The sequence below is a fragment of the Arthrobacter sp. K41 genome (assembly GCF_059089645.1).
Window position 1 is genome coordinate 1 of sequence record NZ_JBNHEW010000011.1, and the last position, 23303, is coordinate 23303.

Annotated in this window: 20 protein-coding genes, 1 tRNA gene and 1 riboswitch; of the genes, 9 read left to right on the forward strand and 12 right to left on the reverse strand. The window is 64.9% G+C overall.

The genetic code is table 11. The features are described from left to right. The 4 genes from AC5RTE_RS16985 to AC5RTE_RS17000 form a co-directional block, all read right to left on the reverse strand. A partial coding sequence (locus tag AC5RTE_RS16985) for a serine dehydratase beta chain (protein ID WP_494042552.1) occupies positions 1 to 334 on the reverse strand: 334 nt, incomplete at its 3' end. 88 nt (positions 335 to 422) lie between these two features. Beyond that, positions 423 to 1577: a glycine cleavage system aminomethyltransferase GcvT gene (gene gcvT, locus AC5RTE_RS16990; RefSeq protein ID WP_494042553.1), complete on the reverse strand. Its 1155-nt coding sequence runs from the start codon at positions 1575 to 1577 to the stop codon at positions 423 to 425. Positions 1578 to 1588: 11 nt separating this feature from the next. Further along, the gene (gcvP, locus tag AC5RTE_RS16995) at positions 1589 to 4489 is read right to left on the reverse strand and encodes an aminomethyl-transferring glycine dehydrogenase (protein WP_494042569.1); all 2901 of its coding nucleotides are present in this window, start codon (positions 4487 to 4489) and stop codon (positions 1589 to 1591) included. A 179-nt stretch (positions 4490 to 4668) separates the two neighbouring features. Further along, a riboswitch (glycine riboswitch) is annotated at positions 4669 to 4767 on the reverse strand. A gap of 89 nt (positions 4768 to 4856) precedes the next feature. Further along, on the reverse strand, positions 4857 to 5396 hold the full coding sequence (locus AC5RTE_RS17000; protein WP_494042554.1) for a TetR/AcrR family transcriptional regulator: 540 nt from the start codon (positions 5394 to 5396) through the stop codon (positions 4857 to 4859). Between the two features lie 65 nt (positions 5397 to 5461). Between AC5RTE_RS17000 and AC5RTE_RS17005 the strand changes: the two genes are divergently transcribed. Continuing rightward, positions 5462 to 7033 carry an MFS transporter gene (locus AC5RTE_RS17005; protein WP_494042555.1) on the forward strand — a complete coding sequence of 524 codons (1572 nt, stop codon included), beginning with the start codon at positions 5462 to 5464 and terminating at the stop codon, positions 7031 to 7033. A gap of 92 nt (positions 7034 to 7125) precedes the next feature. On the opposite strand, the gene AC5RTE_RS17010 is transcribed toward AC5RTE_RS17005, so the two are convergent. Beyond that, entirely contained in the window at positions 7126 to 7605 is a 480-nt protein-coding gene (locus AC5RTE_RS17010; RefSeq protein ID WP_494042556.1) for a Dps family protein, read from the reverse strand. Between the two features lie 217 nt (positions 7606 to 7822). Between AC5RTE_RS17010 and AC5RTE_RS17015 the strand changes: the two genes are divergently transcribed. The 3 genes from AC5RTE_RS17015 (at position 7823) to AC5RTE_RS17025 (ending at position 11489) form a co-directional block, all read left to right on the forward strand. After that, positions 7823 to 8851: a nitrilase-related carbon-nitrogen hydrolase gene (locus tag AC5RTE_RS17015; protein ID WP_494042557.1), complete on the forward strand. Its 1029-nt coding sequence runs from the start codon at positions 7823 to 7825 to the stop codon at positions 8849 to 8851. A 65-nt stretch (positions 8852 to 8916) separates the two neighbouring features. After that, positions 8917 to 9942 (forward strand): agmatine deiminase family protein, encoded by a 1026-nt coding sequence (locus tag AC5RTE_RS17020; protein WP_494042570.1) that lies wholly within the window; start codon positions 8917 to 8919, stop codon positions 9940 to 9942. Further along, on the forward strand, positions 9939 to 11489 hold the full coding sequence (locus tag AC5RTE_RS17025; RefSeq protein ID WP_494042558.1) for an APC family permease: 1551 nt from the start codon (positions 9939 to 9941) through the stop codon (positions 11487 to 11489). The genes AC5RTE_RS17020 and AC5RTE_RS17025 overlap by 4 nt, the downstream gene beginning before the upstream one ends. A gap of 71 nt (positions 11490 to 11560) precedes the next feature. Here AC5RTE_RS17025 and AC5RTE_RS17030 read toward each other — a convergent pair whose 3' ends face one another. The 3 genes from AC5RTE_RS17030 to AC5RTE_RS17040 all read right to left on the reverse strand — a co-directional run bounded on the left by AC5RTE_RS17030 (position 11561) and on the right by AC5RTE_RS17040 (position 12969). Then, on the reverse strand, positions 11561 to 12109 hold the full coding sequence (locus AC5RTE_RS17030; RefSeq protein WP_494042559.1) for an AMIN-like domain-containing (lipo)protein: 549 nt from the start codon (positions 12107 to 12109) through the stop codon (positions 11561 to 11563). A gap of 274 nt (positions 12110 to 12383) precedes the next feature. Next, positions 12384 to 12686, reverse strand: coding sequence for a DUF4193 domain-containing protein (locus tag AC5RTE_RS17035; RefSeq protein WP_494042560.1), 303 nt, complete (start codon positions 12684 to 12686; stop codon positions 12384 to 12386). 58 nt (positions 12687 to 12744) lie between these two features. After that, positions 12745 to 12969: a hypothetical protein gene (locus tag AC5RTE_RS17040; protein ID WP_494042561.1), complete on the reverse strand. Its 225-nt coding sequence runs from the start codon at positions 12967 to 12969 to the stop codon at positions 12745 to 12747. A gap of 186 nt (positions 12970 to 13155) precedes the next feature. Here AC5RTE_RS17040 and AC5RTE_RS17045 point away from each other — a divergent pair, with 186 nt between their 5' ends. After that, positions 13156 to 14577, forward strand: coding sequence for an FAD-binding oxidoreductase (locus AC5RTE_RS17045; RefSeq protein ID WP_494042562.1), 1422 nt, complete (start codon positions 13156 to 13158; stop codon positions 14575 to 14577). A 57-nt stretch (positions 14578 to 14634) separates the two neighbouring features. On the opposite strand, the gene AC5RTE_RS17050 is transcribed toward AC5RTE_RS17045, so the two are convergent. Both AC5RTE_RS17050 and AC5RTE_RS17055 read right to left on the reverse strand, forming a co-directional pair. Then, a tRNA-Thr gene (locus tag AC5RTE_RS17050) sits at positions 14635 to 14708 on the reverse strand. A 163-nt stretch (positions 14709 to 14871) separates the two neighbouring features. After that, the gene (locus AC5RTE_RS17055) at positions 14872 to 15747 is read right to left on the reverse strand and encodes a DsbA family protein (protein ID WP_494042563.1); all 876 of its coding nucleotides are present in this window, start codon (positions 15745 to 15747) and stop codon (positions 14872 to 14874) included. Between the two features lie 178 nt (positions 15748 to 15925). On the opposite strand from AC5RTE_RS17055, the gene AC5RTE_RS17060 reads away from it, so the two are divergent. From AC5RTE_RS17060 to AC5RTE_RS17075, 4 genes are all read left to right on the forward strand, one after another. Then, positions 15926 to 17428 carry an alpha,alpha-trehalose-phosphate synthase (UDP-forming) gene (locus tag AC5RTE_RS17060; protein WP_494042564.1) on the forward strand — a complete coding sequence of 501 codons (1503 nt, stop codon included), beginning with the start codon at positions 15926 to 15928 and terminating at the stop codon, positions 17426 to 17428. Beyond that, positions 17418 to 18260, forward strand: a complete 843-nt coding sequence (gene otsB / locus AC5RTE_RS17065; RefSeq protein WP_494042565.1) for a trehalose-phosphatase — start codon at positions 17418 to 17420, stop codon at positions 18258 to 18260. The genes AC5RTE_RS17060 and otsB overlap by 11 nt, the downstream gene beginning before the upstream one ends. A 211-nt stretch (positions 18261 to 18471) precedes the next feature. After that, positions 18472 to 19554 (forward strand): ABC transporter ATP-binding protein, encoded by a 1083-nt coding sequence (locus AC5RTE_RS17070; RefSeq protein ID WP_142043703.1) that lies wholly within the window; start codon positions 18472 to 18474, stop codon positions 19552 to 19554. Positions 19555 to 19686: 132 nt separating this feature from the next. Beyond that, positions 19687 to 21102, forward strand: coding sequence for a DUF4032 domain-containing protein (locus tag AC5RTE_RS17075; RefSeq protein ID WP_494042566.1), 1416 nt, complete (start codon positions 19687 to 19689; stop codon positions 21100 to 21102). 2 nt (positions 21103 to 21104) lie between these two features. Here AC5RTE_RS17075 and AC5RTE_RS17080 read toward each other — a convergent pair whose 3' ends face one another. Further along, positions 21105 to 22475, reverse strand: coding sequence for an FAD-binding oxidoreductase (locus AC5RTE_RS17080; protein WP_494042567.1), 1371 nt, complete (start codon positions 22473 to 22475; stop codon positions 21105 to 21107). A 102-nt stretch (positions 22476 to 22577) separates the two neighbouring features. Then, on the reverse strand, positions 22578 to 23087 hold the full coding sequence (locus AC5RTE_RS17085; protein ID WP_494042568.1) for an SRPBCC family protein: 510 nt from the start codon (positions 23085 to 23087) through the stop codon (positions 22578 to 22580). Positions 23088 to 23303 lie beyond the last annotated feature (216 nt).

Here is a 23303-nt window from a genome sequence, read left to right on the forward strand (position 1 = left end):
TGTCCTTCACTCCATACGGCAGGGCCACCGCACCAGCCAACTGCAGCATCCCCGTCTCTGCAATGGCCGCCAGCCGCTCCTCCACCTCATCGGGCAGGATCAGCTCCGGATGGAACCCCTCCAACCCCAGCAGGATCGCCGTCATCGTCCCATGCCCATGGCCCGTCGCTGCGAGCGACCCATACAGGTCAACCCGCAACGACGCCACCCGGTCCAGCGCACCGGAAGACTCTAACTCCTCCGCAAAAACGGCCGCAGCCCGCATCGGCCCCACGGTATGAGAACTGGACGGCCCGAGCCCAATCGAGAAAAGGTCAAAGACTCCGACAGCCATGGTGGTTCCTAACTAAAACGTGCGTGATCGGGTTGGGTGGAGCGGCCAAGGCATCACCAAGGCGGCGGGCCAAGGTAACCACGGAAACCTACGTGGGGCGTCGATAGAACGGGAGGTTGACGACTTCGAAGGGCTCTGCCTTGCCTCGGAGGTCAATCTCGAGGGCGGTGCCGGCTTCGGTGAACGTGACGTCGACGTACGCCAGGGCGATGGGGTATCCCAGGGTGGGTGACGGCTGGCCGGAGGTGACTTCGCCAATGACCGCGCCGTCCTTGAGGACCGGGTAGTGTGCCCGGCCGGCGCGCCGGCCCAGGCCTTTGAGCCCCACCAGCCTGCGGCCGGACGTCGTGCCCGCACCGGCTTCCTTTTTGGCCGCCAGCGCTGCCTTGCCCACAAAGTTGCCTTCCTTGGAAAGCCCGACGACGGGTCCCAGCCCGGCGGCGAAGGGGTCACTCTGCAGGGACAGCTCGTTGCCGTACAGCGGCATCCCCGCCTCCAGGCGGAGGGAGTCGCGGGAGGCCAGGCCCGCCGGCGTCAGTTCCCCGTCCTCCGCGATGGCGAGGAGTGCCTGCCAAAGGCCGGGGGCGTCGTCGTTCGCTACAAAAATCTCGAACCCGTCCTCGCCGGTGTAGCCGGTGCGGGCCAGCAGAAGATCCATCCCGGCACCGGACACCAGGAGCGGAACCTCAGCGGCAGCGTAGTACTTCAGTTCCGTCACCAGGGCGTGGTGCGCTGCGGGGACGAGGCGGAGCAGCAGCTCCTGCGCCTTCGGGCCCTGGACGGCTATCAGCGAGGTGGCTGCGGACGCATCGTCAACCACGACGTCGAAGCCGGCGGCGCGTTCGGCAAGGGCGGCGGCCACCACCGCGGCGTTGCCTGCGTTGGGCACCACCAGGAAGACGTTGGTACCGTCGCTTCCTGTGCCTTCGGGGCGCCGGTAGACGATGAGGTCATCGATGATGCCGCCGTCTTCGTTGCAAATCAGCGAATACTTGGCCTTGCCCACAGCCATGGCGGACATCTTCCCCACCAGGGAGTAATCAAGGAACGCTGCGGCATCCGGGCCGGTGACCCAGACCTCGCCCATGTGGGAGAGGTCGAACAGGCCGGCGCTCTTGCGGACGGCGTGGTGTTCTGCGAGTTCGGAGCTGTATTTCAGGGGCATCTGCCAGCCGCCGAAGTCCGTGAAGGACGCGCCCAGTTTTTTGTGCTCGTCGTAGAGCGCGGTGTACTTCTCCGTCATGGCGCCGGTCCTCAGTTCTCGAACTCGGACAGCGGCGGGCAGGAGCAGATAAGGTTCCGGTCCCCTGCTGCGCCGTCGATGCGGCCCACCGGCGGGAAGTACTTGTCCTGCCGGAGCGACTTGACCGGGAACACCGCCTGCTCCCGCGGGTAGGCACGGTTCCAGTCGCTGCTGATGGCGGCCGCGGCGGTGTGTGGAGCGTTGCGCAGCGGGCTGTCGGTGACAGCGAAGTCGCCGTCGGCCACCTGGTCGATCTCCGCGCGGATGGTGATCATGGCCTCGATGAACCGGTCGATCTCCGCGAGGTCCTCCGATTCGGTGGGTTCCACCATCAGGGTCCCTGCTACCGGGAACGCCAGGGTGGGGGCGTGGAAGCCGTAGTCGATGAGGCGCTTGGCCACGTCCTCGGCGGTGACACCGGTCCTTGCGGTCAGTTCGCGCAGGTCCAGGATGCACTCGTGGGCCACCAGCCCGCCTTCTCCCGTATACAGGACCGGGAAGGAATCGTCCAGGCGCGCGGCGATGTAGTTCGCGGCGAGCAGGGCGGACTTGGTGGCCTCGGTGAGCCCCTGACCGCCCATGAGCTTTACGTAGGCCCAGGAGATGGGCAGCACGCCGGCGGAACCGTACTTCGAGGCCGAGACCGGGACGTCCTTCCCTTCAGTCCAGGTGGCCGCGTTGCCGGGCATGAACGGTGCCAGGTGTGCCTTGGCAGCGACCGGGCCGACGCCGGGGCCCCCGCCGCCGTGCGGGATGCAAAAGGTCTTGTGCAGGTTCAGGTGGGAGACGTCGCCGCCGAACTTGCCCGGCTGTGCGAGGCCAACCAAAGCGTTCAGGTTTGCACCGTCAACGTACACCTGGCCGCCCGCGGCGTGGACGGCGTCGCAGACCTCGCGCACGTCGGCGTCGTACACACCGTGGGTGGACGGGTAGGTGATCATGATGCAGGACAGCCCGTCCTTGTTGGCCTCGATCTTGGCGTACAGATCGGCGTGGTCAATGGTGCCGTCGGCTGCGGTGGCGACCACCACCACCTTCATGCCCGCGAGGACGGCGGAGGCCGCGTTCGTGCCGTGGGCCGACGCCGGGATCAGGCAGACGTTCCGTTGCTGGTCCCCACGGGAGTGGTGGTAGCCACGGATGGCAAGCAGGCCCGCGAGCTCACCCTGGGAGCCGGCGTTCGGCTGGATGGACACCTGGTCGTATCCGGTGATCTCCGCAAGATCCGCTTCGAGCCCGGAAATCAGCTCACGCCAGCCCTCGGTCTGCGAGTCCGGGGCAAAGGGGTGGATGGAGGCGAACTCCGGCCAGGAGATAGCTTCCATCTCGGCCGTGGCGTTCAGCTTCATGGTGCAGGAGCCCAGCGGGATCATGGTGCGGTCCAGCGCCAGGTCCCGGTCTGAAAGCTTCCGGATGTAACGCAGCAGCTGCGTCTCCGAGCGGTAGGTGTTGAACACCGGATGCTGCAGGAAGTCCGAGGAGCGCTCGACGGCGGCGTCCAGGACAAACGCTCCTGTCACCTCTGCCGGCGGGGCACCGAAGGCGGCCAGGACGCCGTCGACGACATCCGGCGTCGTGGTCTCATCGGTGGAGAAGCCCACCGTGTCCGCGTCGATACTGCGCAGGTTGATGCCCTTGGCCTCGGCGGCAGCCACGATGCCCGCAGCCTTGCCGGGCGCGGAGACGGTGACGGTGTCGAAGAAGCTCCTGTGCAGCACCTCAAAGCCGGCGCCTTCAAGGGAAGCGGCGAGGATCCTGGCGTGCGCGTGGGCGGACCGGGCGATCGCCTTCAGTCCCTCCGGGCCGTGGTAGACGGCGTACATCGAGGCCACAATGGCCAGCAGCGCCTGGGCGGTGCAGATGTTGGAGGTGGCCTTCTCGCGGCGGATATGCTGCTCGCGGGTCTGCAGGGCCAGGCGGTAGGCAGGAACCCCGGCGGAATCCTTGGAAACACCCACCAGGCGGCCGGGCATGGAACGCTCCAGGCCTTTCTGCACGGCCATGTAGGCGGCGTGCGGTCCGCCGTAGAACAGCGGGACGCCGAAGCGCTGGGCAGAGCCGACGGCGATGTCCGCGCCCTGCTCCCCCGGAGGCGTGATGAGGGTCAGGGCGAGCAGGTCGGCCGCCACTGTCACCAGGGCACCGCGCTCCTTGGCGTCGGCGATCACGGCGGTGTGGTCGAAGACCCGGCCGGAAGCACCGGGCTGCTGGAGCACCACACCGTTGATGACGCCGTCGGGCAGGCCCTTGGAGAGGTCTGCGACCTCAACCTCAAAACCCAGCGCCTCGGCGCGGCCCCTGACGATGGCGATGGTCTGCGGCAGGCAGTCGGCATCCAACACCGTCTTGCCGTCGCGGGCTTCTGTATTCTTATTTGCCCTGCGCATCATCAGGACGGCCTCGGCCACCGCGGTTGCTTCGTCCAGCAGGGAAGCGTTCGCGATCGGCAGGCCCACCAGGTCCTGGACCATGGTCTGGAAGTTCAGCAGCGCCTCCAGGCGGCCCTGGGAAATCTCGGGCTGGTAGGGCGTGTAGGCGGTGTACCAGGCCGGGCCCTCAAGGATGTTGCGGCGGATCACCGGGGGCGTCACGGTGTCGTAGTACCCCTGGCCGATCATCTGCACGGCGGTCTTGTTTTTGGCTGCGAGCATTCGCAGTTCAGCCAGCGCCTCCACCTCGCTGAGCGCGCCTGCCAGTTCCAGTGCAGTGTCCTGCCGGATGTCCTTGGGGACGGCGGTGTCAACCAGCGCGTCCACGGTGTCGTAGCCAATGGCCTTGAGCATAGTGGCGACGTCGTCTTCCCGGCGGGCGCCGATGTGCCGGTCAACGAAAGCGGCGGCCGCAGCTGAAGAAGCGTGGCCTGCGGTGGCGGCAGTGGCGGAGGCCGAGGATACAGTCACGAGGAACTCCATGGTTATGGCGGCGTCAGGGTATGCCGCATCGATTCGGGTCCCTCCCCGCTCTGTATTGGACCTGAGAGTTTCCGCGACGCCGGCTTCCGCCTGCCCGCTTGCACCGTCGGTGAGCACAGCAGTCCTGGTATCCAAATTCCGGATGCCTCTGCGGACAGCCTGCTGCTTTCCAGAGTTGCCTCGCCGCGGCGGTACATGGGCCTGTGAGATTCCTGGGGAGGTATTGCTCCTACGGCGCCTGCCAGTACCTTCCGGCAGAACTCTCCCGCCGCAGATCAAAGGCTATTCATTTTGTTTTTTCTTGCGGCCGGTCACGGCCCGCACATGGCCAATTCTCCTACGCCCCGGGCGCAGGAGCAAATACCGGCTAACCCCTCAGCCGGTGGACGGCGGCAAGGAGTTCGTCCACCTCCGCCTGCCTGTCAGCGGGGTTTCCCGATGGCCCGCTTTCCCACATGGCGTTGAAGTACAGCCCGTCCCCCATGTACAGCACTGCTTTTGCCATCGGCGCGCCAACGTCCTTGCCGATGAGGTCCAGCCATTGCTGCTGGATGGCGGCAAAGCGGCGCCGGGCATCTTCATGGGCTACCTCAGCCAGGCGCGTTGCGGCCACAAAGGAACGGTCCATAGGGGTGTCAGACCAGAGCGAGGACCGGATGAAGTACGCCGCCGCCCCCTCCGGCGCGGCCGCCATGACAGCGAAATCTTCCCCTGCGAGCCGGTCCAGCCGTTCCAAGGTGGCGGTGATCAGGGCGTCCTTGTTGGGAAAGTGGTACAGCAGGCCGCCTTTGGAAACACCGGCCCGCTTGGCCACCGCCTCCAAGGTGGCTGCCCTTTCGCCCACGTCAATCAGGAGTTCTTCGAAGGCGTCCAGGACAGCGTCTCGCGCTACAGGTTTTCGGGGCATGGCTTCCATCATGCATTGTCGCGGCCCGTTTCTTAACTGTACCGTCCGGACGGTATAGTTCCAGGATGATGTCTTCCACTGCTTCCCCATCGAACATCACCGCCACCACCGTGCGGCGCGCCGGTTCTGCGAACGGCGGCAGCCGCGATTGGCTCGCACTGGCCCTCCTGATGTTTCCGGTTCTTTTGGTTGCCGTGGACAATACGGCGCTGACCTTCGCGCTGCCCGCCATAGCCAGTGCGCTGGGCACCACGGGAGTGGAACTCCTATGGATTGTGGACGCCTACCCGCTGGTGCTGGCCGGGCTGCTGGTGGCAATGGGAAGCCTCGGCGACAGGATCGGACGCCGCCGGCTGCTCATTACCGGCAGCATTGGTTTCGCGGCAGTATCAGCAGTAACCGCCTTCGCACCCGACGCCGGCTGGCTGATAGCCGGACGGGCCGCGCTGGGCTTTTTCGGGGCAATGCTGATGCCCTCCACCCTGTCCTTGATCCGCAACATCTTCGTGGACCCGAACCGCCGGCGGCTGGCCATCGCCATTTGGGCTGCGGGCTTCTCCGGAGGCGCGGCGCTCGGGCCTATTTTTGGCGGGTGGCTGGTTGAGCAGTTCTGGTGGGGAGCGGTCCTGCTGGTCGCTGTGCCCATCATGATCCCTTTGCTGGTTTTCGGCCCGGCGTTTATCCCTGAATCCCGGGATCCGGCGCCTGGAAGGGTGGATGTGCCGAGCATCCTGCTCTCGCTGCTCACCATGGTTCCGGTGGTCTACGGCATCAAGGAAACCGCCACTGAAGGTTTCGGCGCACTGGCAATGGGGAGTACGGCCTTCGGCCTGGTAATGGGTACCGTTTTTGTCCGCCGGCAACAGCGGCTCGAGTGCCCGCTGCTGGACATGTCATTGTTCCGCAACCGCGTGTTCAGCATGGCCATCACCGCCAATGTCCTGGCGCTGTTCTCCTTCAACGGTTTCATCCTCTTCCTGGCCCAGCACCTTCAGCTCCTCGAGGGAATGTCTCCTTCCGCAGCAGGAGTGGCGATGGTTCCGGCCCTGGTGGCAACCGTTGTGGCGGGCCTGGCGGTGGTGCCGGTGGTGCGGAGGATCCGTCCGGGTTTTGTGGTTGGCGCCGGACTGGCCATGAGTGCCGCCGGCTACAGCATGGTGACCTTCGGCAGCCATACCAACGGCCCGGCACTGCTGCTCGCTGCCCTGCTGGTCCTGGCACTTGGCGTAGGAACAGCGGAGACCATCTCCAATGACCTCATCCTCGGCAACGTACCGCCGGAAAAATCGGGGGCAGCATCAGCGATCTCAGAGACGGGTTATGAGGTGGGCGCCCTGCTGGGAACCGCCGTGCTGGGCTCCATTCTCACAGCCTCCTACCAGCACAACCTGCGGCTCCCGGAAGGCCTTGCTGCTGCCGCCCCCGGGCACGAAAGCGCACGTGCCGGCGAAACCCTGGCAGGAGCGATGGAGCTCGCAGCAAGCCTTCCGGCACCCCTTGCTGACGCACTCCGGCAGGCAGCCGGCGCCGCGTTCGACTCCGGCGTCCATATCACCGCCGCGATCGGGCTGGTGCTGATGGCGACGGCGGCAGTCTTCGCCGCCGTCGTGCTGCGGAAGGTGCCCAAGGCGCCGTAAGAGGCGCGGCCCGGACAGCAAGAGGCGCCCGTCACCGGAGGACAACCTCCGACGCCGGGCGCCTGCAGATCCTGCCCGTGCGGGCAGCGGGACTACTGTGCGTCAGGTGCAGTGACGCTGGCGGTGGGCTTCATGTTTTCGGCGTTCACCATCCATGCGAACTGTTCCAGCTTCAGAATGAACTCGTGCAGGAGATCGGCCGAGGTGGGATCTTCCTCGTCGACTTCATCGTGGACCTTCCGCATGGTGCCTACGGCAGCCTCAAGTGCCGCAACGATCCGCTCGATGGCGTCCTTGGTGCTGATCAGGCCTTCGGGGAAGGGAGCGAGGCTGGTGGACTCGGCCACCGTGGAACTGCGGCCGTCCGGGAGGGCATGCAGGGCGCGCATCCGCTCGGCCGTGTCATCGGCGAACTGGCGGGCGGCGTCAACAATCTCGTCCAGTTGCAGGTGAAGGTCCCGGAAGTTGGTCCCCACAATGTTCCAGTGGGCCTGCTTGCCTTGGATGTGCAAGTCGATCAGGTCAGTGAGCACGGCCTGCAGGTTGTTGGTCAGTGTCGGTGAAGCTTTCATATGCATCCTCCTCGATTGTTCCTGTGATTCCGACGCTACCAGCCCGGCGGGCGGCCCTGGCGGGCCTGCCGGCAAAATTTCTCAGTGAGCTTACTAATTGTGCTTCCGCCGAAATAAACGAACGCGGTTCATATTCTCCTTGCATCCGGGCCGGTTGAACCGCATACTAAATGAACGTCATTCATTTAGTGACCATCGTCTCACTGGAGTAGCCAACATGATCGAAATTTCCTGCCTCGGCGCACCCGCCTCCCCGGCCCGGACATCGCCGTCCGGCCGCCCGGCCCTGCGCGTCGGCGTGGTCCAGCACCGGTGGCAAACCGACAAAGCCGCCGTCGAGGCTGAACTGGACGAGGGCATCGGCCGCGCCGCCAACCTGGGCGCGGCCGTAGTTTTCCTGCCTGAGCTGACGCTCTCGCGATACCCTGCCGACACGCGCCCGCACAACGATCCCGCTGAAGGCCCGGGCCGGTCCCGGCCATCGGATCTCGCCGAGGACCTGCTCACAGGCCCCACATTCCAATTCGCTTCAGACGCTGCCCGGCGCCATGGGGTATCTGTCCACGCTTCCCTGTACCAGCGCGCCGGGGACCCGGACGGACAGGATGACGGACTGGGCCTGAACACAGCCATCCTGGTCTCGCCCGGGGGTGAACTTCTGGCACGGACCCACAAGCTCCACATCCCCGTGACCGCCGGCTACTACGAGGACAAGTTCTTCCGTAAGGGCCCGGCCTCAGCAGACGCGTACGAGGTGCATGCACCCGCCGAACTCGGTGGCGCACGGCTCGGCATGCCCACCTGCTGGGACGAATGGTTCCCCGAGGTGGCCCGGCTTTACTCCCTGGGCGGTGCGGAAATCGTGGTTTACCCTACGGCCATAGGTTCCGAACCTGACCACCCCGATTTCGACACCCAGCCGCTCTGGCAGCAGGTAATCGTCGGAAACGGCATCGCCAACGGACTCTTTATGGTTGCCCCGAACCGTTGGGGCAGCGAAGGCACCCTGGACTTCTATGGTTCGTCCTTCATCTCCGATCCCTACGGCCGGATTCTCGCCCAGGCACCCCGCGACGCCTCTGCAGTGCTGGTGGCTGACCTGGACCTGGACCAGCGGAAGGACTGGCTGACTCTGTTCCCGTTCCTCGCCACACGCCGTCCTGATACCTATGGCCGCCTCACCGAACCCGTCCGCCTGAACGAATCCATTGGCGGCGAGCGCGGGTTCGCGGAGGTGTGCTCGTGACCGCCGCCGGGCTCCGTCATGCCGTCAGCACCCCAGCGCAGTCGGAGCAGGCCCCGCAGTGGCGGATGCCCGCCGAAACGGCCCGACAGGAGCGGCTCTGGATGGCCTTTCCCGCCGGCGGCTACACCCTTGGTGAATCGCCAGAAGCCGCCCACGCAGCCAGGTCCACCTGGGCCGCAGTGGCGAATGCCGCCGTCGAATTCCAACCCGTCACCATGGTGGTGGACCCCGGTGACGTCAAAACGGCCGCCGCCTACCTGCACCCAGGGATTGAGGTACTCGCAGCCCCGCTGAACGATGCGTGGATGCGCGACATCGGTCCCACCTTTGTCCTGGATGGTGAGGGGCAGCTTGGTGCCGTTGACTGGGTCTTCAACGGCTGGGGCGGGCAGGACTGGGCGCAATGGGACAAGGATGCCCTGATCGCCGGTGAGGTGGCCGGCCGCTCCGGAGCCCGCCATATCCTGTCCACGCTCGTCAACGAGGGCGGCGGAATCCAGGTGGACGGTCAGGGAACAGTCCTCGTCACCGAAACCGTCCAGCTCGATCCCGGTCGGAACCCCGGCCTCAGCCGCGCCGACGTCGAGCAGGAACTGGCCCGCACCATCGGCGCCACCCACGTGGTGTGGCTGCCGCGCGGCCTGACCCGTGACTCCGAGCGCTTCGGCACCCGCGGCCACGTGGACATCGTTGCAGCCATACCCTCCCCCGCCACGCTGCTGGTCCATGCCCAGGAAAAACCGGAACACCCAGACTTCGAGGTCAGCCGGGAGATCATCGAGTTCCTGAGCGGCACCACGGACGCCGCGGGCCGGAAGTGGAACATCATCAAAGTCCCCGCACCGGAAATGCTCCGGGACGAGGAAGGGTTCGTGGACTACAGCTATATCAACCACGTGGTGGTCAACGGCGCAGTCATCGCCTGCAGCTTCAATGACCCCCAGGACGACAAAGCCCTGCAGATCCTTGCGGAGGCCTACCCCGGGCGGCGCATCGTTGCCATCGACGCACGCGAACTGTTTGCCCGCGGCGGGGGAATCCACTGCATCACCCAACAGCAACCTGCTGCCTTCCAGAAAGTGGTGTCATGACAGAAACCATCCGCACGGATTCCTCTGCCGGCAGGAATGCCCCCGGCGCCGCCTCCGAAATCACCCCCAAGGGCCTGAAGGGCGGGCAGCTGGGGCTCCTCGCCGTCGTCGTTCTTGGCATCTCCACCATTGCCCCGGCCTACACGCTCACCAGCGCGCTTGGCCCCACGGTCAACGAAGCCGGGCTGCAGTTGCCGGTGATCTTCCTGATCGGGTTCATTCCGATGATCCTGGTGTCCCTGGCCTACCGGGAGCTCAATGCCGACTCCCCGGACAGCGGCACCACCTTCACCTGGGTCACCAAGGCCTTCGGTCCTTGGGTTGGCTGGATGGGCGGTTGGGGACTGCTCGCCGCCAACATCATCGTCCTGTCCAACCTGGCCGGCGTGGCGGTGGACTTCTTTTACCTCTTCCTCTCCCAGCTCACGGGTTCGCCCGAGCTGGCCGACCTGGCCGCAAACAAGCCGCTGAACGTTCTGACCTGCTTTGTGTTCGTTGCCCTTGCGGTGTGGGTGAGCTACCGGGGGCTGCACACCACCAAACTGGTGCAGTACGGCCTCGTGGGCTTCCAGCTGCTGGTACTGGGGCTGTTTGTTGCCATGGCCTTCGCCAACTGGTCCGCCTCTGCAACGGCCATTCCCTTCAGCTGGGACTGGTTCGACGTCACCAAAATCGAGACGTTCGGGCAGATCGCCGCAGGCATTTCGCTGTCCATCTTTGTGTACTGGGGCTGGGACGTCTGCCTCACCGTGAACGAGGAAACCGCCAACGGCAAAAAGATTGCAGGCATCGCGGGCACGCTGACCGCCCTGATTGTCCTGGCGATCTACCTGCTGGTGAGCATCGCCACCATGATGTACGCCGGCGTCGGGGACACCGGCAACGGCCTGAACAACACCGAGAACCACGAGAACATCTTTACGGCTTTGGCCTCCCCCATCATGGGCCCCTTCGCCATCCTGATGTCCCTGGCAGTGCTCTCCAGCTCCGCCGCCTCGCTGCAGTCCACGTTTATGTCCCCGTCCCGCAGCCTGCTGGCCATGGCCCACTATGGCGCATTGCCGGAGCCGTTCAGCCGGGTGAGCAAGCGCTTCTCGACGCCGGGCTACGCCACGGTCGCCGCCGGTCTGGTGTCCGCGGGGTTCTATGCCGTGATGCATGTAGTCAGCGAGAACGTCCTGAACGACACCATCCTGGCGCTTGGCCTGATGATCTGCTTCTACTACGGGCTGACGGCCATTGCCTGCGCCTGGTACTTCCGCAACAGCGCCTTCCAGGGCCTTCGCAACTTCCTGCTGCGGTTCCTTTGCCCGGTGCTCGGCGGCGTGGGACTGTTCGTGGTGTTCCTCCAGACCGCCGTGGACAGCTGGGCTCCCGAATTCGGCAGTGGTTCCGAGGTGTTCGGGGTGGGACTCGTGTTTGTCCTCGGGGTGGGCATCCTGGCCCTGGGCGCGGTGTTCATGCTGGTGATGTCCCGGCTGCGTCCCGCCTTCTTCCGCGGCGGGACCCTCAAGCGGGACACCCCCGCCCTGGTGGTTCCGGAGTAATCCGGTCTTCCTTCGTGCACACCCAAAAAGTGCCGCATCCCGTTTCCGGGATGCGGCACTTTTTTGTTGGGTCACCAGAAGTGGGCCACGTCCACAATCAGGCGTGAACCCGATCCGGGGCCGTCCAGCGTAAAGACCCGGAACGGCAGCCGTGCGCGGACACCCAGGCCAATACTGGTATGGCCCTCGAAGCTTCCGGCGTAAACCACCTGCCGGAAGGTCTGGTACCCGGTCACGTTGGACAGTTCAGCCTTCGCCGGCGGGTTGTACGTGGCGTTGCCGTTCTGGTCATAGGACGGCGCATGCACGGAGACCTGCAGGCGTGCGCCACCCTTTACCGGGATGGTGAAGCCGGACCCGTCCTGGACAATGTTCCGGACGTACCTGACGGTGTAGCCCGTAGCCGGGCCGTTGAGGTCAACCACCATCCGGTCAAAGCAGTAGTGCTGCCCGGTCCGGACGTTGGTGACAGAAGCGGTGCTGTAGGTGGGGTTGGCTTTTGCCAGTGACCCCCACTGGAGACCGCAATACGATGTGGTAGCCGAGGCAGGCCCCGGAACCAGAATTCCCAGCCCGACAGCCATGAGGAGAGCCGTGAGCCAGATGAGGAGTTTTTTCATTGTGGTGCCATCCAGAGGAGTGGAGCGGTTGGATAGCTCAAGCGTAGGAGCGCTGCACTACTGAATACGAGGCCTGTGGCCGCTTCGGCGCGGAACCGTAAGGAAGCCGGAATCCGCATCACACAACTGTAAATCCGGGGTTCTTTCGCCGCCTTTTTTAACCGTTCCGGTGCCGTTTCTGGACCCGGCCGTTATGCCGGATAACGACGTCCGAAAGGGACTCAAGGGCGCCGCACTCCCGGTAAGGGTGGCCGGCGCTCCCGGGGTATGAAAGTCAGCCTTCGCAGTCGCGGCAGTACTTCATGCCGTTCTTTTCGCGGGCCACCTGGGAGCGGTGGCGGACCAGGAAGCATGACGAGCAGGTGAACTCATCTGACTGTTCCGGAACAACAACAACCGTCAGTTCCTCGTTGGAAAGATCGGCGCCGGGCAGGTCGATGCCCTCGGCGGTGTCGTTCTCGTCGAGGTCGATCACCGCGGTCTGCACGGTGGCGCCGCGGGTGGCCTGAAGGGCCTCCAGGGAGTCGGCAGGAGACTCTTCTTCCTGCTTGCGCGGAGCGTCGTAATCGGTAGCCATAGCGTGTTCCACTTTCCTTGCTGCACAGCGCCGTTTCAGGCACCTCAGGCAGTTTAGGTCATTCTGCCTTTCCGCGGGCGCCAGTATGGTCCAACAGATCTTCCGCCGCGGCCTCGGCGTGCCGTGCATACGCGTGGTCACCACCGACTGCCACGCCGCTGAGCGCCGGCAGCCAGGCCCACCGCGTCACATCGGCCATGTCATCTGCAGCCTGGCCAGGGGTTTCGCAGTAGAAGGTATGCGCGAACCAGGCACGGATCCGGGCCGGAAATTGAGCTGTCATGCCGCGACCGTACGCAGCCAATGTTGTGGCCGCGTTTCGTCCCCGTCTCGGACATATTAATCCCGCTGCTGATGCAGGGAGCGGGATTCACAAAGGCTGTTGACCCGCAAAGGGCACTGCTCCTAAACTCCCGCCATCGGCATTTCAGGTTGAGTGCCCTTGCCCTCTGATGTGGAAGTAACAGCGATGGCCACAGCTCATTCCAATACCCCGGAGATTGAGGTCCAGCAGTCACTGCGTGACCTGGGTGGACAGCTGCAGGGAACGTTGATCGAGCCGCAGGATCCGTTGTACGAGGAAGCCCGGGCGGTGTGGAACGGCATGGTGAATCTCCGTCCCCGCGCCATCGCCAGGGCGAAGGCCGTCTCGGACATTGACCTTGCCCTGGATACTGCACGCCGAAGCGGCCTTGCGCTGGCGGTGCGCGGCGGAGGACACAACATCGCCGGCCACGGCACTGTCGAAGGCGGGCTGGTGCTGGACCTGGGGTTGCTCCGTGCTGTCACTGTCGACGCCGAAAGCCGCCTCGTCACTGTCGAGCCGGGAGCCACCTTGGCTGACGTGGACCGGGCCACGGCCGCCTACGGGTTGGTGGTCCCCCTGGGAGTCATCAGCGGGACAGGAGTGGCAGGGCTTACCCTCGGCGGCGGAGTGGGCTGGCTGACTCGAACAGGCGGGCTGAGCCTGGACAATCTTGCCGCTGTGGATGTAATTACTCCCGGCGGCGAGCACCTGCACGCAAGCGAAAAAGAAAACCCTGAGCTGTTCTGGGGGTTGCGTGGCGGTGGCGGCAACTTCGGCGTCGTATCCTCTTTCACCTTCCGTGCGATGCCCCTGCCGGCGGCGCCCCTGGGTGGCAACCTGTTCTACCGGCGACAGCACTGGAAGAACGCCCTGCTCGCGTTCGATGCCTGGACCCGGGACCTGCCTGACCAGATGAACCCGATCATCTCCTTCCTGGTCTTTCCGGCGGAATTCGGCATGGGCAGTGAGCCGTGGATGGTCCTCGGCTTCGCCTGGGCCGGCGAGGACCACCAGGCCGGCCTCGCCATTGTGGATCAACTCCGGGAGGTCGCTCCCCCGGACGAAGCGGAAGTTGGACCAACTCCCTGGTTGGACTGGCAATCCGCCATGGACGCCGTGTTTCCCAAGGGCTCACGCGGCTACTGGAAAAACGTTTCGTTCTCGCGGCTGGATGAGGAGGTGGCTGATGTGGTGGCGGGATTCGCCTCCGAACTGGCATGGGAGGGAACCGGCATTGACATCCACCATCTGGAGGGCGTCTTCGGGCGGGTTCCGGAGGAGGCGACTGCGTTCCCGAACCGGTCGGCGCGTTACTGGCTCAACGTTTACGGGTTCTGGCGTGACGCCGGCGAGGACGAGCGGCTGACCGCCTTCGCCCGCAAGGCCTACGCGCTGATGCGTCCGTTCGCCGAGCAGGGGGAATATGTGAATTTTTTGGGGGCAGAGCTCGGGGTCAAGGAGGCGGACGCTGCGCGCAGCGCCTACGGCCCGGACAAGTACCAGCGGCTCGTTGCCCTCAAGGAGAAATACGATCCGAAGAATCTGCTGCGCCTGAACCACAACATCCCGCCGACCGGGACTTAGTTGACCGGGACTTAGTTGGCCTACCGCCCGGGGCCGCGGAGGCGGGGGAAGAAAAAGAGCCCCCTGTCGGATTCGAACCGACGACCCCCGCTTTACAAGAGCGGTGCTCTGGCCAACTGAGCTAAGGAGGCGTGCCCTGGCGGGCAGGCGCCTGAACGGCGCTAGATAAGGTTAGCCCAAGTCCTCCCGGTGGTAAAAACGCCCGGGTTTTGGTTGCCGTGGCGGATGCCGGCGCAAAAGGGAGGGCCCGCAGCCGGACCGTGTCCGGCGGCGGGCCCTTTCGGCGGGAGGCGATCAGGCCTTGGCGTCGATTGCTGCCTGGATTTCAGCGTTTAGGTCGGCAGCGCCGTCCCACTGCTTGCCGTCAATGAAGACGGTGGGCGTTCCGGTGATGCCGCTGTTGGCCGCCAGCTCCGTGGAGTACTTCACGTAAGGGCGGAAGGTCTTGTCGTCCACGCAGCTGTTGATATCGGCCCCGATGTCAGTGGCCAGGGACTTCAGCTTGTCGTCGGAGAGCCCGGCTCCGCCTTCGGCGGGCTGGTTGGCAAACAGGACGTCAACGTATTCCGCATACTTTTCCGGTGCCTTGTCCGCCACGCAGGCTGCAGCGTTGGCTGCGCGTGAGGAGTAGTTCGTGGTGGACTGGCGGTCCAGGAAGCCCAGCGGGCGGTACTCCATGGAGATCTTGCCTTCATTACGGAGCGTGGTGAGCGCTTCGTTGTACGTGTTCTCGAACCGCAGGCAGACCGGGCAGATGAAGTCGATGTAGGCAATGACCTTCACCGGCTGGCCCTGCTCGGCCTCGGCGCCGGGCGCCACCACTGGGCTGGGCTGCGTATCAGGCTTGGCCGGAAGGTTTGCCAAGTCCACCGTCGCCGGGTCCGTCTTTTTGACCTCGGTGTTCGCCAGCAGGGTCACACCGCCGTTCACATTCGCGCTGGCAGGCACCGGTCCCTGGTCCGCGATGGGGGTGTTCTGCTGGATTCCGGTGGTTACCACCAATGCGATCACTGCCAGGATGGCCACCACGGCCGCCACAATTCCCCACCCGATCAGCAGCTTGTTGCGCTTGTCCTTTTTCAGCTGGGCTTCACGGATCAGCCGCGCTTTTTCGCGGGCCTCCGCGGTGCGCTCAGCTTTGGACTTACGTACTTCATTAGCGGGGCTCATGTGTTCCTTGGGTCGATCGACGAGGGGGACCATTTCGTGGCAACCCTCCCATTTTAGGGGAGAAAACTGAGAGCTTGCCTGTTCAAGTATTCTGCCGGATACACAACGGACGAATAGCACGGAAGATTCCGTCCCGTTAGGGTGAACTAAGAGCCACAAGCAACCCCAGGGGGCCGCAATGCAAACACCCGTCCAGGAAAAACCTTCCACCGCAGCCGGGTCCGGCGCCGCCGGCTCACGCCATGGCGGAGAAACCAAGTATGACTTCATGGTGGTCTCGAACAGACTGCCCGTAGACCGTTGCGCCCCCGGCGAAAACGGCGACGACGGCTCCGGCTGGCGCCGCTCCCCCGGTGGCCTGGTGACCGCGCTGGCACCAATGATGACCAAGACCGACGGCGCCTGGGTGGGCTGGCACGGCGCCCCGGACGAGACCGTGGAGCCCTTCAGCCACAGCGGAATGGACCTGGTCCCGGTGCAGCTCAGCGCGGACGACGTCGAGCTCTACTACGAGGGTTTCTCCAACGCCACGCTGTGGCCGCTCTATCACGACGTCATCGCGCCCCCTGAATTCCACCGGACGTGGTGGGATGCCTACCGCAAGGTCAACAAAAGGTTCGCCGACGCCGTCATACGCCATGCCGACGAGGGCGCCACAGTGTGGATCCAGGACTACCAGCTGCAGCTGGTGCCGCGGATGCTCCGCGAAGCGCGGGCGGACCTCCGGATCGGTTTCTTCAACCACATTCCGTTCCCGCCTCCAGAGATCTTCGCCCAGCTGCCCTGGCGCCAGGGCATCATCGACGGCCTCCTCGGCGCAGATCTGGTGGGTTTCCAGCGGGCGAGCGACGCCGGAAACTTCATGCGTTCAGCCCGCCGCTTCCTGGGCGCCAGCGTCAAGCAGCAGCAGGTGCACGTCAAGGGCCAGGACGGGAAGATAACGCACATCGCCCGGGCCCAAGCGTTCCCCATCTCCATTGATGTCCAGCAGATCAGCGAGTTGGCCCAAAAGCCGGAGATCATCGAGCGGGCGCGGCAGATCCGGCAGGACCTTGGCAACCCAAAAACCATCCTGCTGGGCGTGGACCGGCTGGACTACACCAAGGGCATCCGGCACCGGCTGAAGGCTTTCGAGGAGCTCCTGGCCGACGGCAAGCTGTCCGTGTCCGACGCAACCCTGATCCAGGTAGCCAGCCCCAGCCGCGAGCGCGTTGAGCAGTACCGGCTCCTGCGCGAGGAAGTGGAAGGCACGGTAGGCCACATCAACGGCACCTACGACACCCTCGAGAACACCGCGGTCCGCTACCTCCACCACAGCTACCCCGTGGAGGAGATGGTGGCCCTGTACCTGGCCGCCGATGTCATGCTGGTCACCGCCCTGCGGGACGGCATGAACCTGGTGGCAAAGGAGTATGTCACCGCACGCACCAACAACGACGGTGCGCTGGTGCTCAGCGAGTTCGCCGGCGCCGCAGACCAGCTCAAGCAGGCCCTGCTGATGAACCCGCACGACATCGACGGCCTGAAGAGCGCCATCATGCGGGCGGTCGAGATGTCGCCGCGGGACGCTTCGCGGCGCATGCGGGCAATGCGCAAGCAGATCCTTGAACACGATGTGGACCACTGGTCCGCTGACTTCCTGCAGGCGTTGAAGGAAAAAGTGGTCCGTGATGACTCCTGACAGCCGGGCCGGCAACGGCAGGCTGGCGTTGACACCGGAGCTCCGGGAAGCCCTCCGCACCATCGCCAGGACGGACAATCTGCTGGTGGCGTTGGACTTCGACGGCACCATGGCTCCCATCGTGGGCCACGCCGACGACGCCCGTCCCCTTCCCCGTGCAGCCACGGCCTTCGCCCGACTCGCCGTGCTGCCCCGCACGACGACGGCCCTCATCTCCGGACGCGCCCTCGCCAGCCTGCGCGCCGTAGCGTCCCCGCCGGTGGACACCCTGCTGATCGGCAGCCACGGGGCCGAGGCCTGGCTGGGGCCTGGATCCACCGGGCTGACCCTGGACGGGGAACAAAAGGCCCTCCTGGCCGAGGTCCGCGGCATCCTGGCGGAGATCGTCGCGGAGGCGCCGGGCACCATGCTCGAGGACAAGCCGGCAGGCGTGGTGCTGCACACCCGCCAGGCTGCGGATGACGTAGCCCAGGACGCCGTATCCGCCGCGCGCTCACTGCTGCAGGACCGGAAAGGCGTCTTCCTCAAGGACGGAAAGCGGGTCCTGGAAACATCGGTTGTCAATGCTTCCAAGGGTGAGGGGGTCACCTTCCTGCGGCAGGTCACCGGCGCCACGGCTGTCCTGTTTGCCGGCGACGACACCACGGACGAGGACGCGCTGGCCCGTTTGGAGCCGGGGGACGTGGGCGTGAAGGTGGGGCTGGACTTCACCCAGGCCCAGTACCGGGTGGAGGCGCCGGTGCACGTGGCAGAGATGCTGGAGGTGCTGCTGCAGGAGCGGAGCCTGGTGGTCGCAGAGGAGGACCAGCAGGGCTTCCAGGGCCGCAGTTAAGCAAGCTCACATGTGATCTCCGTAACATTTGAGCCCAAATGCACAACATCTGACATACTCTTGCTTGTGATGTGGCGCACAGACACCGTGCGGCGTCACTCGGCGCTCCCAAGTACTGATGCGGGAGCGCCTGCACCACAAAACTGAATAAACATGAACCATTCACAACGGATCGTCCGGCACGTACCTGCCGGTGAAGGGATTGATAACTGTGGCTACAGTTACTTTTGATAACGCTACGCGTCTGTACCCGGGCACAGAAAAGCCCGCCGTCGATAAGCTCAACATCGACATCGCCGATGGCGAATTCCTGGTCCTCGTGGGACCCTCCGGTTGCGGTAAGTCCACCTCCCTGCGCATGCTAGCAGGCCTCGAGGACGTCAACGCAGGCCGCATCCTGATCGGCGACCGCGACGTCACCGACGTTCCCCCGAAGGACCGCGACATCGCGATGGTTTTCCAGAACTACGCGCTGTACCCGCACATGACTGTGGCCGACAACATGGGCTTCGCACTGAAGATCGCCGGCGTCTCCAAGGAAGAGCGCGCCGAGCGCGTCCGTGAAGCCGCCAAGCTCCTTGACCTCGAGCCCTACCTGGACCGCAAGCCGAAGGCACTCTCCGGCGGTCAGCGCCAGCGTGTGGCCATGGGCCGCGCCATCGTCCGCAACCCGCAGGTCTTCCTCATGGACGAGCCGCTGTCCAACCTGGACGCTAAGCTCCGTGTGCAGACCCGCACCCAGATCGCATCCCTCACCAGGCGCCTGGGCGTCACCACCGTTTACGTGACGCACGACCAGGTTGAGGCTATGACCATGGGCGACCGCGTGGCCGTGCTGAAGGACGGCCTGCTGATGCAGGTGGACACCCCGCGCAACCTGTACGACAAGCCCAAGAACGTCTTCGTGGCCGGCTTCATCGGCTCCCCCGCCATGAACCTGCTCGAACTGCCGGTGGTCGACGGCGGTGTGCAGTTCGGCGGCACGGTTTACCCGGTACCCCGTTCCGTCCTCGAAGAGGCCCACGGCTCCACCGTGACGCTCGGTTCCCGCCCTGAGGACCTCGAGACCGCACCGCACGGCGAAGGCCTGAAGGTAGAGGTCGACGTCGTCGAAGAGCTCGGTGCCGACGCCTACGTCTACGGCCACACCACCCTTGACGGCAAGGACCACGACATCGTGGCACGCGTCGACGGCCGCCGCCCCCCGATGAAGGGCGAGTCCATCTACGTCCGCCCGCAGTCGGGCCACGTGCACCTGTTCGACACCAAGACCGGCCTGCGCCTGGGCGACTAGTCCTCCCCACCGGCACCCTAACCTCCGTATGAACCGACGGCGGCCCCTCCTTACTGGACGGGCCGCCGTCGGCCTTTAACTGCGCGGGCAGAAGGATTAGCTGGCCACGCCCTTGTACGGAAGAATTGACCCATGACCGAGGAATACAGCGCCCAGTGGCACGATGAACCCACCGACTATGCGCAGGTGGGGAAACTCCCCCGGTTCGTGGCGGCCAGCGCGGACGACGGCAAAGCTTCGGTCTACAGTTCCCTGAACATCACTGCGGCAGCGGCTGATCCCGAACTGCTCGACCTGCCCTGGCACATCGCGCTGGAGGACTGGCCTGCAGAGAACCTGGCCGCACTCCCCCGCGGTATCTCCCGGCACATCGTCCGGTTCGCCCACCTCGGGGGCTCGGTGATCGCCATCAAGGAAACCTCGGAACACATTGCCCGGCACGAATACCACATGCTCCGCAAGCTGGCCCGGCTGGACGTTCCCTGCGTGGAGCCCGTCGCCGTCATCACCGGCCGTACCACCCTGGACGGACGGCCGCTGAACCCCGTGCTGGTGACCCGGCACCTGAAGTTCTCCATGCCTTACCGAGCCCTTTTCTCGCAGATGCTGCGCAAGGACACGCTCACTCGCCTTATCGACGCACAGGCGCTGCTGTTGGTGCGGCTGCACCTGATCGGCTTTTACTGGGGCGACGTTTCGCTTTCCAACACCCTTTTCCGCCGCGACGCCGGCGCCTTTGCCGCTTACCTGGTGGACGCCGAGACCGGTGAGCTCTATCCGGACCTCTCTACCGGTCAACGCGAGTATGACCTGGAAATTGCACGGGTTAACATCGCGGGCGAGCTCATGGACTTGCTGGACGGCGGCCTGATCGAGGAAAAGGTGGACCCCGTGGCCACCAGCGAACTGATCATGGACAGTTACCGCCGCCTTTGGACCGAGCTCACGGAGAAGGAATCCTTCGAACTGGGCGAACGTTGGCGTGTGGGCGCCCGCATCCGGCGGCTCAACGAACTCGGCTTCGACGTCGAGGAGTATGCAATTAAGACCACCCAAAACGGCGCCACCATCCAGCTGCAGCCGAAGGTGGTGGACGCCGGGCACCACATGCGCCGCCTGTTGCGGCTCACCGGTATCGACGCCCAGGAGAACCAGGCACGCCGGCTCCTGAACGACATGGACTCCTTCCGGGCAGACAACAACCCCGACATGGACGAGGAATACAGCGCCCATCTTTGGGTGAGCCAGATCTTCGAGCCGATCGTCAGGTCCATCCCGCGGGACCTGTCCGGCAAGCTCGAACCGGCCGAAGTGGTGCACGAGGTCCTGGAGCACCGCTGGTACATGTCTGAAAAGCAGGAGCGGCACATCCCGTTGGCGGAAGCTGTACAGTCCTACATCGACTCCATCCTGCGGCACCGCCGCGACGAAGCCGCCATTATGCTGAACCCGGACACGGAACTGCTCAAGATCCTTGAGGTGGAGACCGAAGAGTCCCGCTACGGCGAAGACGAGTCAATAGACGAGTACCCGGACTCGGACGACTAGGTTCAGATCGCCTTACCGGGATTGAAGATGCCGGCGGGATCGAACAGGCCCTTGATCCTGCGCTGGAACTCCCGGACGGGTTCCGCCTGTTCCTGGCCAAGCCACCGCAGTTTGTACTGCCCTACGCCGTGCTCCCCGGTGATTGTCCCGCCCATCTGCAGGGCTGCAGTAATGGACTCGTCCAGGACCTGCTGGAGCCTGGCCATGGCCCCGGTGTCCACCGTGTTGTCCTTCCGGTCTATCCAGAAGGTGGGGTGCAGGTTGCCGTCGCCGGCGTGGGCTACTACCTTGAGGTGCACCCCGTAACCGGCGGCCATGGCTTCCAGGGCCGCGACGTAGTCAACGAGGCGCGACCGGGGAACGGCTACGTCCTCTCCCACCCGATACTCGTCGTCGACCTCCACACCCCTGCTGTGCCGGCGAAGCTCCACCAGCCGTTCTGCCTCTGTACTTGCTTCCGTGGTAACGGTCGCCCCGCCTGCGCTCAAAACCTCCCGGACTACCTCGGCTTCTGCCGCAGCACCGAAGCCGTCCGTCTGGATCAAAAGGAGAGACCGGCCGCGCCCGGTGAGGTCCGATCCGTGGATCTCATCCAGCTGGGTGAGTGTACCGCCGTCGAGCAGTTCCATGATGGCCGGTTGCACCCGGGCCCTTCCCACTGCCAGGACGCCGGCAGCAGCGAGACGGAAGTCCGGGTAGAAAGCTGCGACAGTGTGCACCTCCCGGGGCAGGTACTTCAGGCGCACCGTCACCCCCACAACAATGCCAAGCGTTCCCTCAGAGCCGACGAACAGCCCGGTCAGGTCGTAGCCGGCCACGCCCTTGAAGGTCTGGTGGCCGGTGTGGATGAGCGAGCCGTCCGCCAGGACCACGTCCAGCGCGAGGACCGAGTCCCGGGTAACCCCGTACTTGGCACAGCGCAAACCGCCCGCGTTGGTGGCAACATTGCCGCCGATGGTGGAGCTGCGGAAGCTTGCCGGGTCCGGGGCGTACATGAGTCCATGCACCGCAGCGGCCTCGTTGAGCACGGCGTTGATGACTCCCGGTTCCACTACTGCTGTTTCGTCGTCCGGGTTCAGTTCCAGAATGCGGTCCATGCGTTCGAGGGACAGGATGATGCAGTCCCTGGTGGCGTGGGCACCGCCTGAAACTCCGGTTCCCGCCCCCCGCGGCACGATGGGAACAGCACCGTCAGCACAGATCCGTACCACGGCCTGCACCTCCGGCACGGACTCCGGGAAGACCACTGCCAGTGGCAGCTGGTAGTCGAGGATGGGCGCCTGGTCCACGGCGTACCGGCTGAGCGTTGCTTCCGTCCGGTCCACCTGGCCGGCCGCCAACACGGACTCCAGCTCCTCAACCACGCTTCCCACAAAGCCTCCATCCCTCGCCGCACATGTCCCACAAGTCTAGGACCCGGGGCCTTCAGTTACGGTTGCGCCGGCTGTCCTGACCCGCGTCTTCATTCCGCCGAGTCAGGCCTCCGCCCCGGCTTCAGGGGCGCCCATGAAACGGCAATACCTGGCAAGAATCAGCGGCCACGCGGCGAGGTACTGGGCGCGGGCTGCGGCCGGGTTCTCAGCCCCTTCCCAGCCGTCATGGAAGACGCGTACTTCCGTGCCGTCCTCCACTGCCCGGAATACCACCAGCAATTCCGTGGACCACAGCGCACTGGAGCCGGGATGCCAGGTTGCGTGAAAGGAAAGGGGCGGCTGCCAGTCATCAAGGGTGCCCCAAATGCTGGTCCGGCCGTCATCGGCTGTTTCCAGGATGAGGTTCTCCTCAAACTCGACGTACGATCCCGCGCCGTACACGCCGAACGTTTCCAGGGGCCACCAGAGATGCGTGTGGTCCGTGAATCCGGCGAAGGCATGGGCCACGCTTCCTGGCACTACCACCGTGTTGACCACCGGTTCGAGGAGATCCAAGGGACTCTTCTCATCGCTTCCAAAAGGGTCGTTGCCGTGGCTGAAGAGGCTGTTCATGGTGCTCCACTCTACCCGGCCCTGCTCGCCGGGGGTGTGGTGGTTAAAGCGGTGGGGCCCTGACGGTTGGTCAGGGCCCTGCCGGTGCTGGCGGGGGTGGTGGTGTGGTTAAAGCAGTGGGGCCCTGACGTCGTTTGTCAGGGCCCTACTGGTAATTTATGTCCGGCGGTGACCTACTCTCCCACACCCTCCCGGGTGCAGTACCATCGGCGCTGT

Coding starts and splice junctions, on each gene's coding strand:
- gcvT (WP_494042553.1), bottom strand. CDS start 1,577: ATGACGGAGAAGTACACCGCGCTCTACGACGAGCACAAAAAACTGGGC.
- gcvP (WP_494042569.1), bottom strand. CDS start 4,489: ATGGAGTTCCTCGTGACTGTATCCTCGGCCTCCGCCACTGCCGCCACC.
- AC5RTE_RS17000 (WP_494042554.1), bottom strand. CDS start 5,396: ATGCCCCGAAAACCTGTAGCGCGAGACGCTGTCCTGGACGCCTTCGAA.
- AC5RTE_RS17005 (WP_494042555.1), top strand. CDS start 5,462: ATGATGTCTTCCACTGCTTCCCCATCGAACATCACCGCCACCACCGTG.
- AC5RTE_RS17010 (WP_494042556.1), bottom strand. CDS start 7,605: ATGAAAGCTTCACCGACACTGACCAACAACCTGCAGGCCGTGCTCACT.
- AC5RTE_RS17015 (WP_494042557.1), top strand. CDS start 7,823: ATGATCGAAATTTCCTGCCTCGGCGCACCCGCCTCCCCGGCCCGGACA.
- AC5RTE_RS17020 (WP_494042570.1), top strand. CDS start 8,917: ATGCCCGCCGAAACGGCCCGACAGGAGCGGCTCTGGATGGCCTTTCCC.
- AC5RTE_RS17025 (WP_494042558.1), top strand. CDS start 9,939: ATGACAGAAACCATCCGCACGGATTCCTCTGCCGGCAGGAATGCCCCC.
- AC5RTE_RS17030 (WP_494042559.1), bottom strand. CDS start 12,109: ATGAAAAAACTCCTCATCTGGCTCACGGCTCTCCTCATGGCTGTCGGG.
- AC5RTE_RS17035 (WP_494042560.1), bottom strand. CDS start 12,686: ATGGCTACCGATTACGACGCTCCGCGCAAGCAGGAAGAAGAGTCTCCT.
- AC5RTE_RS17040 (WP_494042561.1), bottom strand. CDS start 12,969: ATGACAGCTCAATTTCCGGCCCGGATCCGTGCCTGGTTCGCGCATACC.
- AC5RTE_RS17045 (WP_494042562.1), top strand. CDS start 13,156: ATGGCCACAGCTCATTCCAATACCCCGGAGATTGAGGTCCAGCAGTCA.
- AC5RTE_RS17055 (WP_494042563.1), bottom strand. CDS start 15,747: ATGAGCCCCGCTAATGAAGTACGTAAGTCCAAAGCTGAGCGCACCGCG.
- AC5RTE_RS17060 (WP_494042564.1), top strand. CDS start 15,926: ATGCAAACACCCGTCCAGGAAAAACCTTCCACCGCAGCCGGGTCCGGC.
- otsB (WP_494042565.1), top strand. CDS start 17,418: ATGACTCCTGACAGCCGGGCCGGCAACGGCAGGCTGGCGTTGACACCG.
- AC5RTE_RS17075 (WP_494042566.1), top strand. CDS start 19,687: ATGACCGAGGAATACAGCGCCCAGTGGCACGATGAACCCACCGACTAT.
- AC5RTE_RS17085 (WP_494042568.1), bottom strand. CDS start 23,087: ATGAACAGCCTCTTCAGCCACGGCAACGACCCTTTTGGAAGCGATGAG.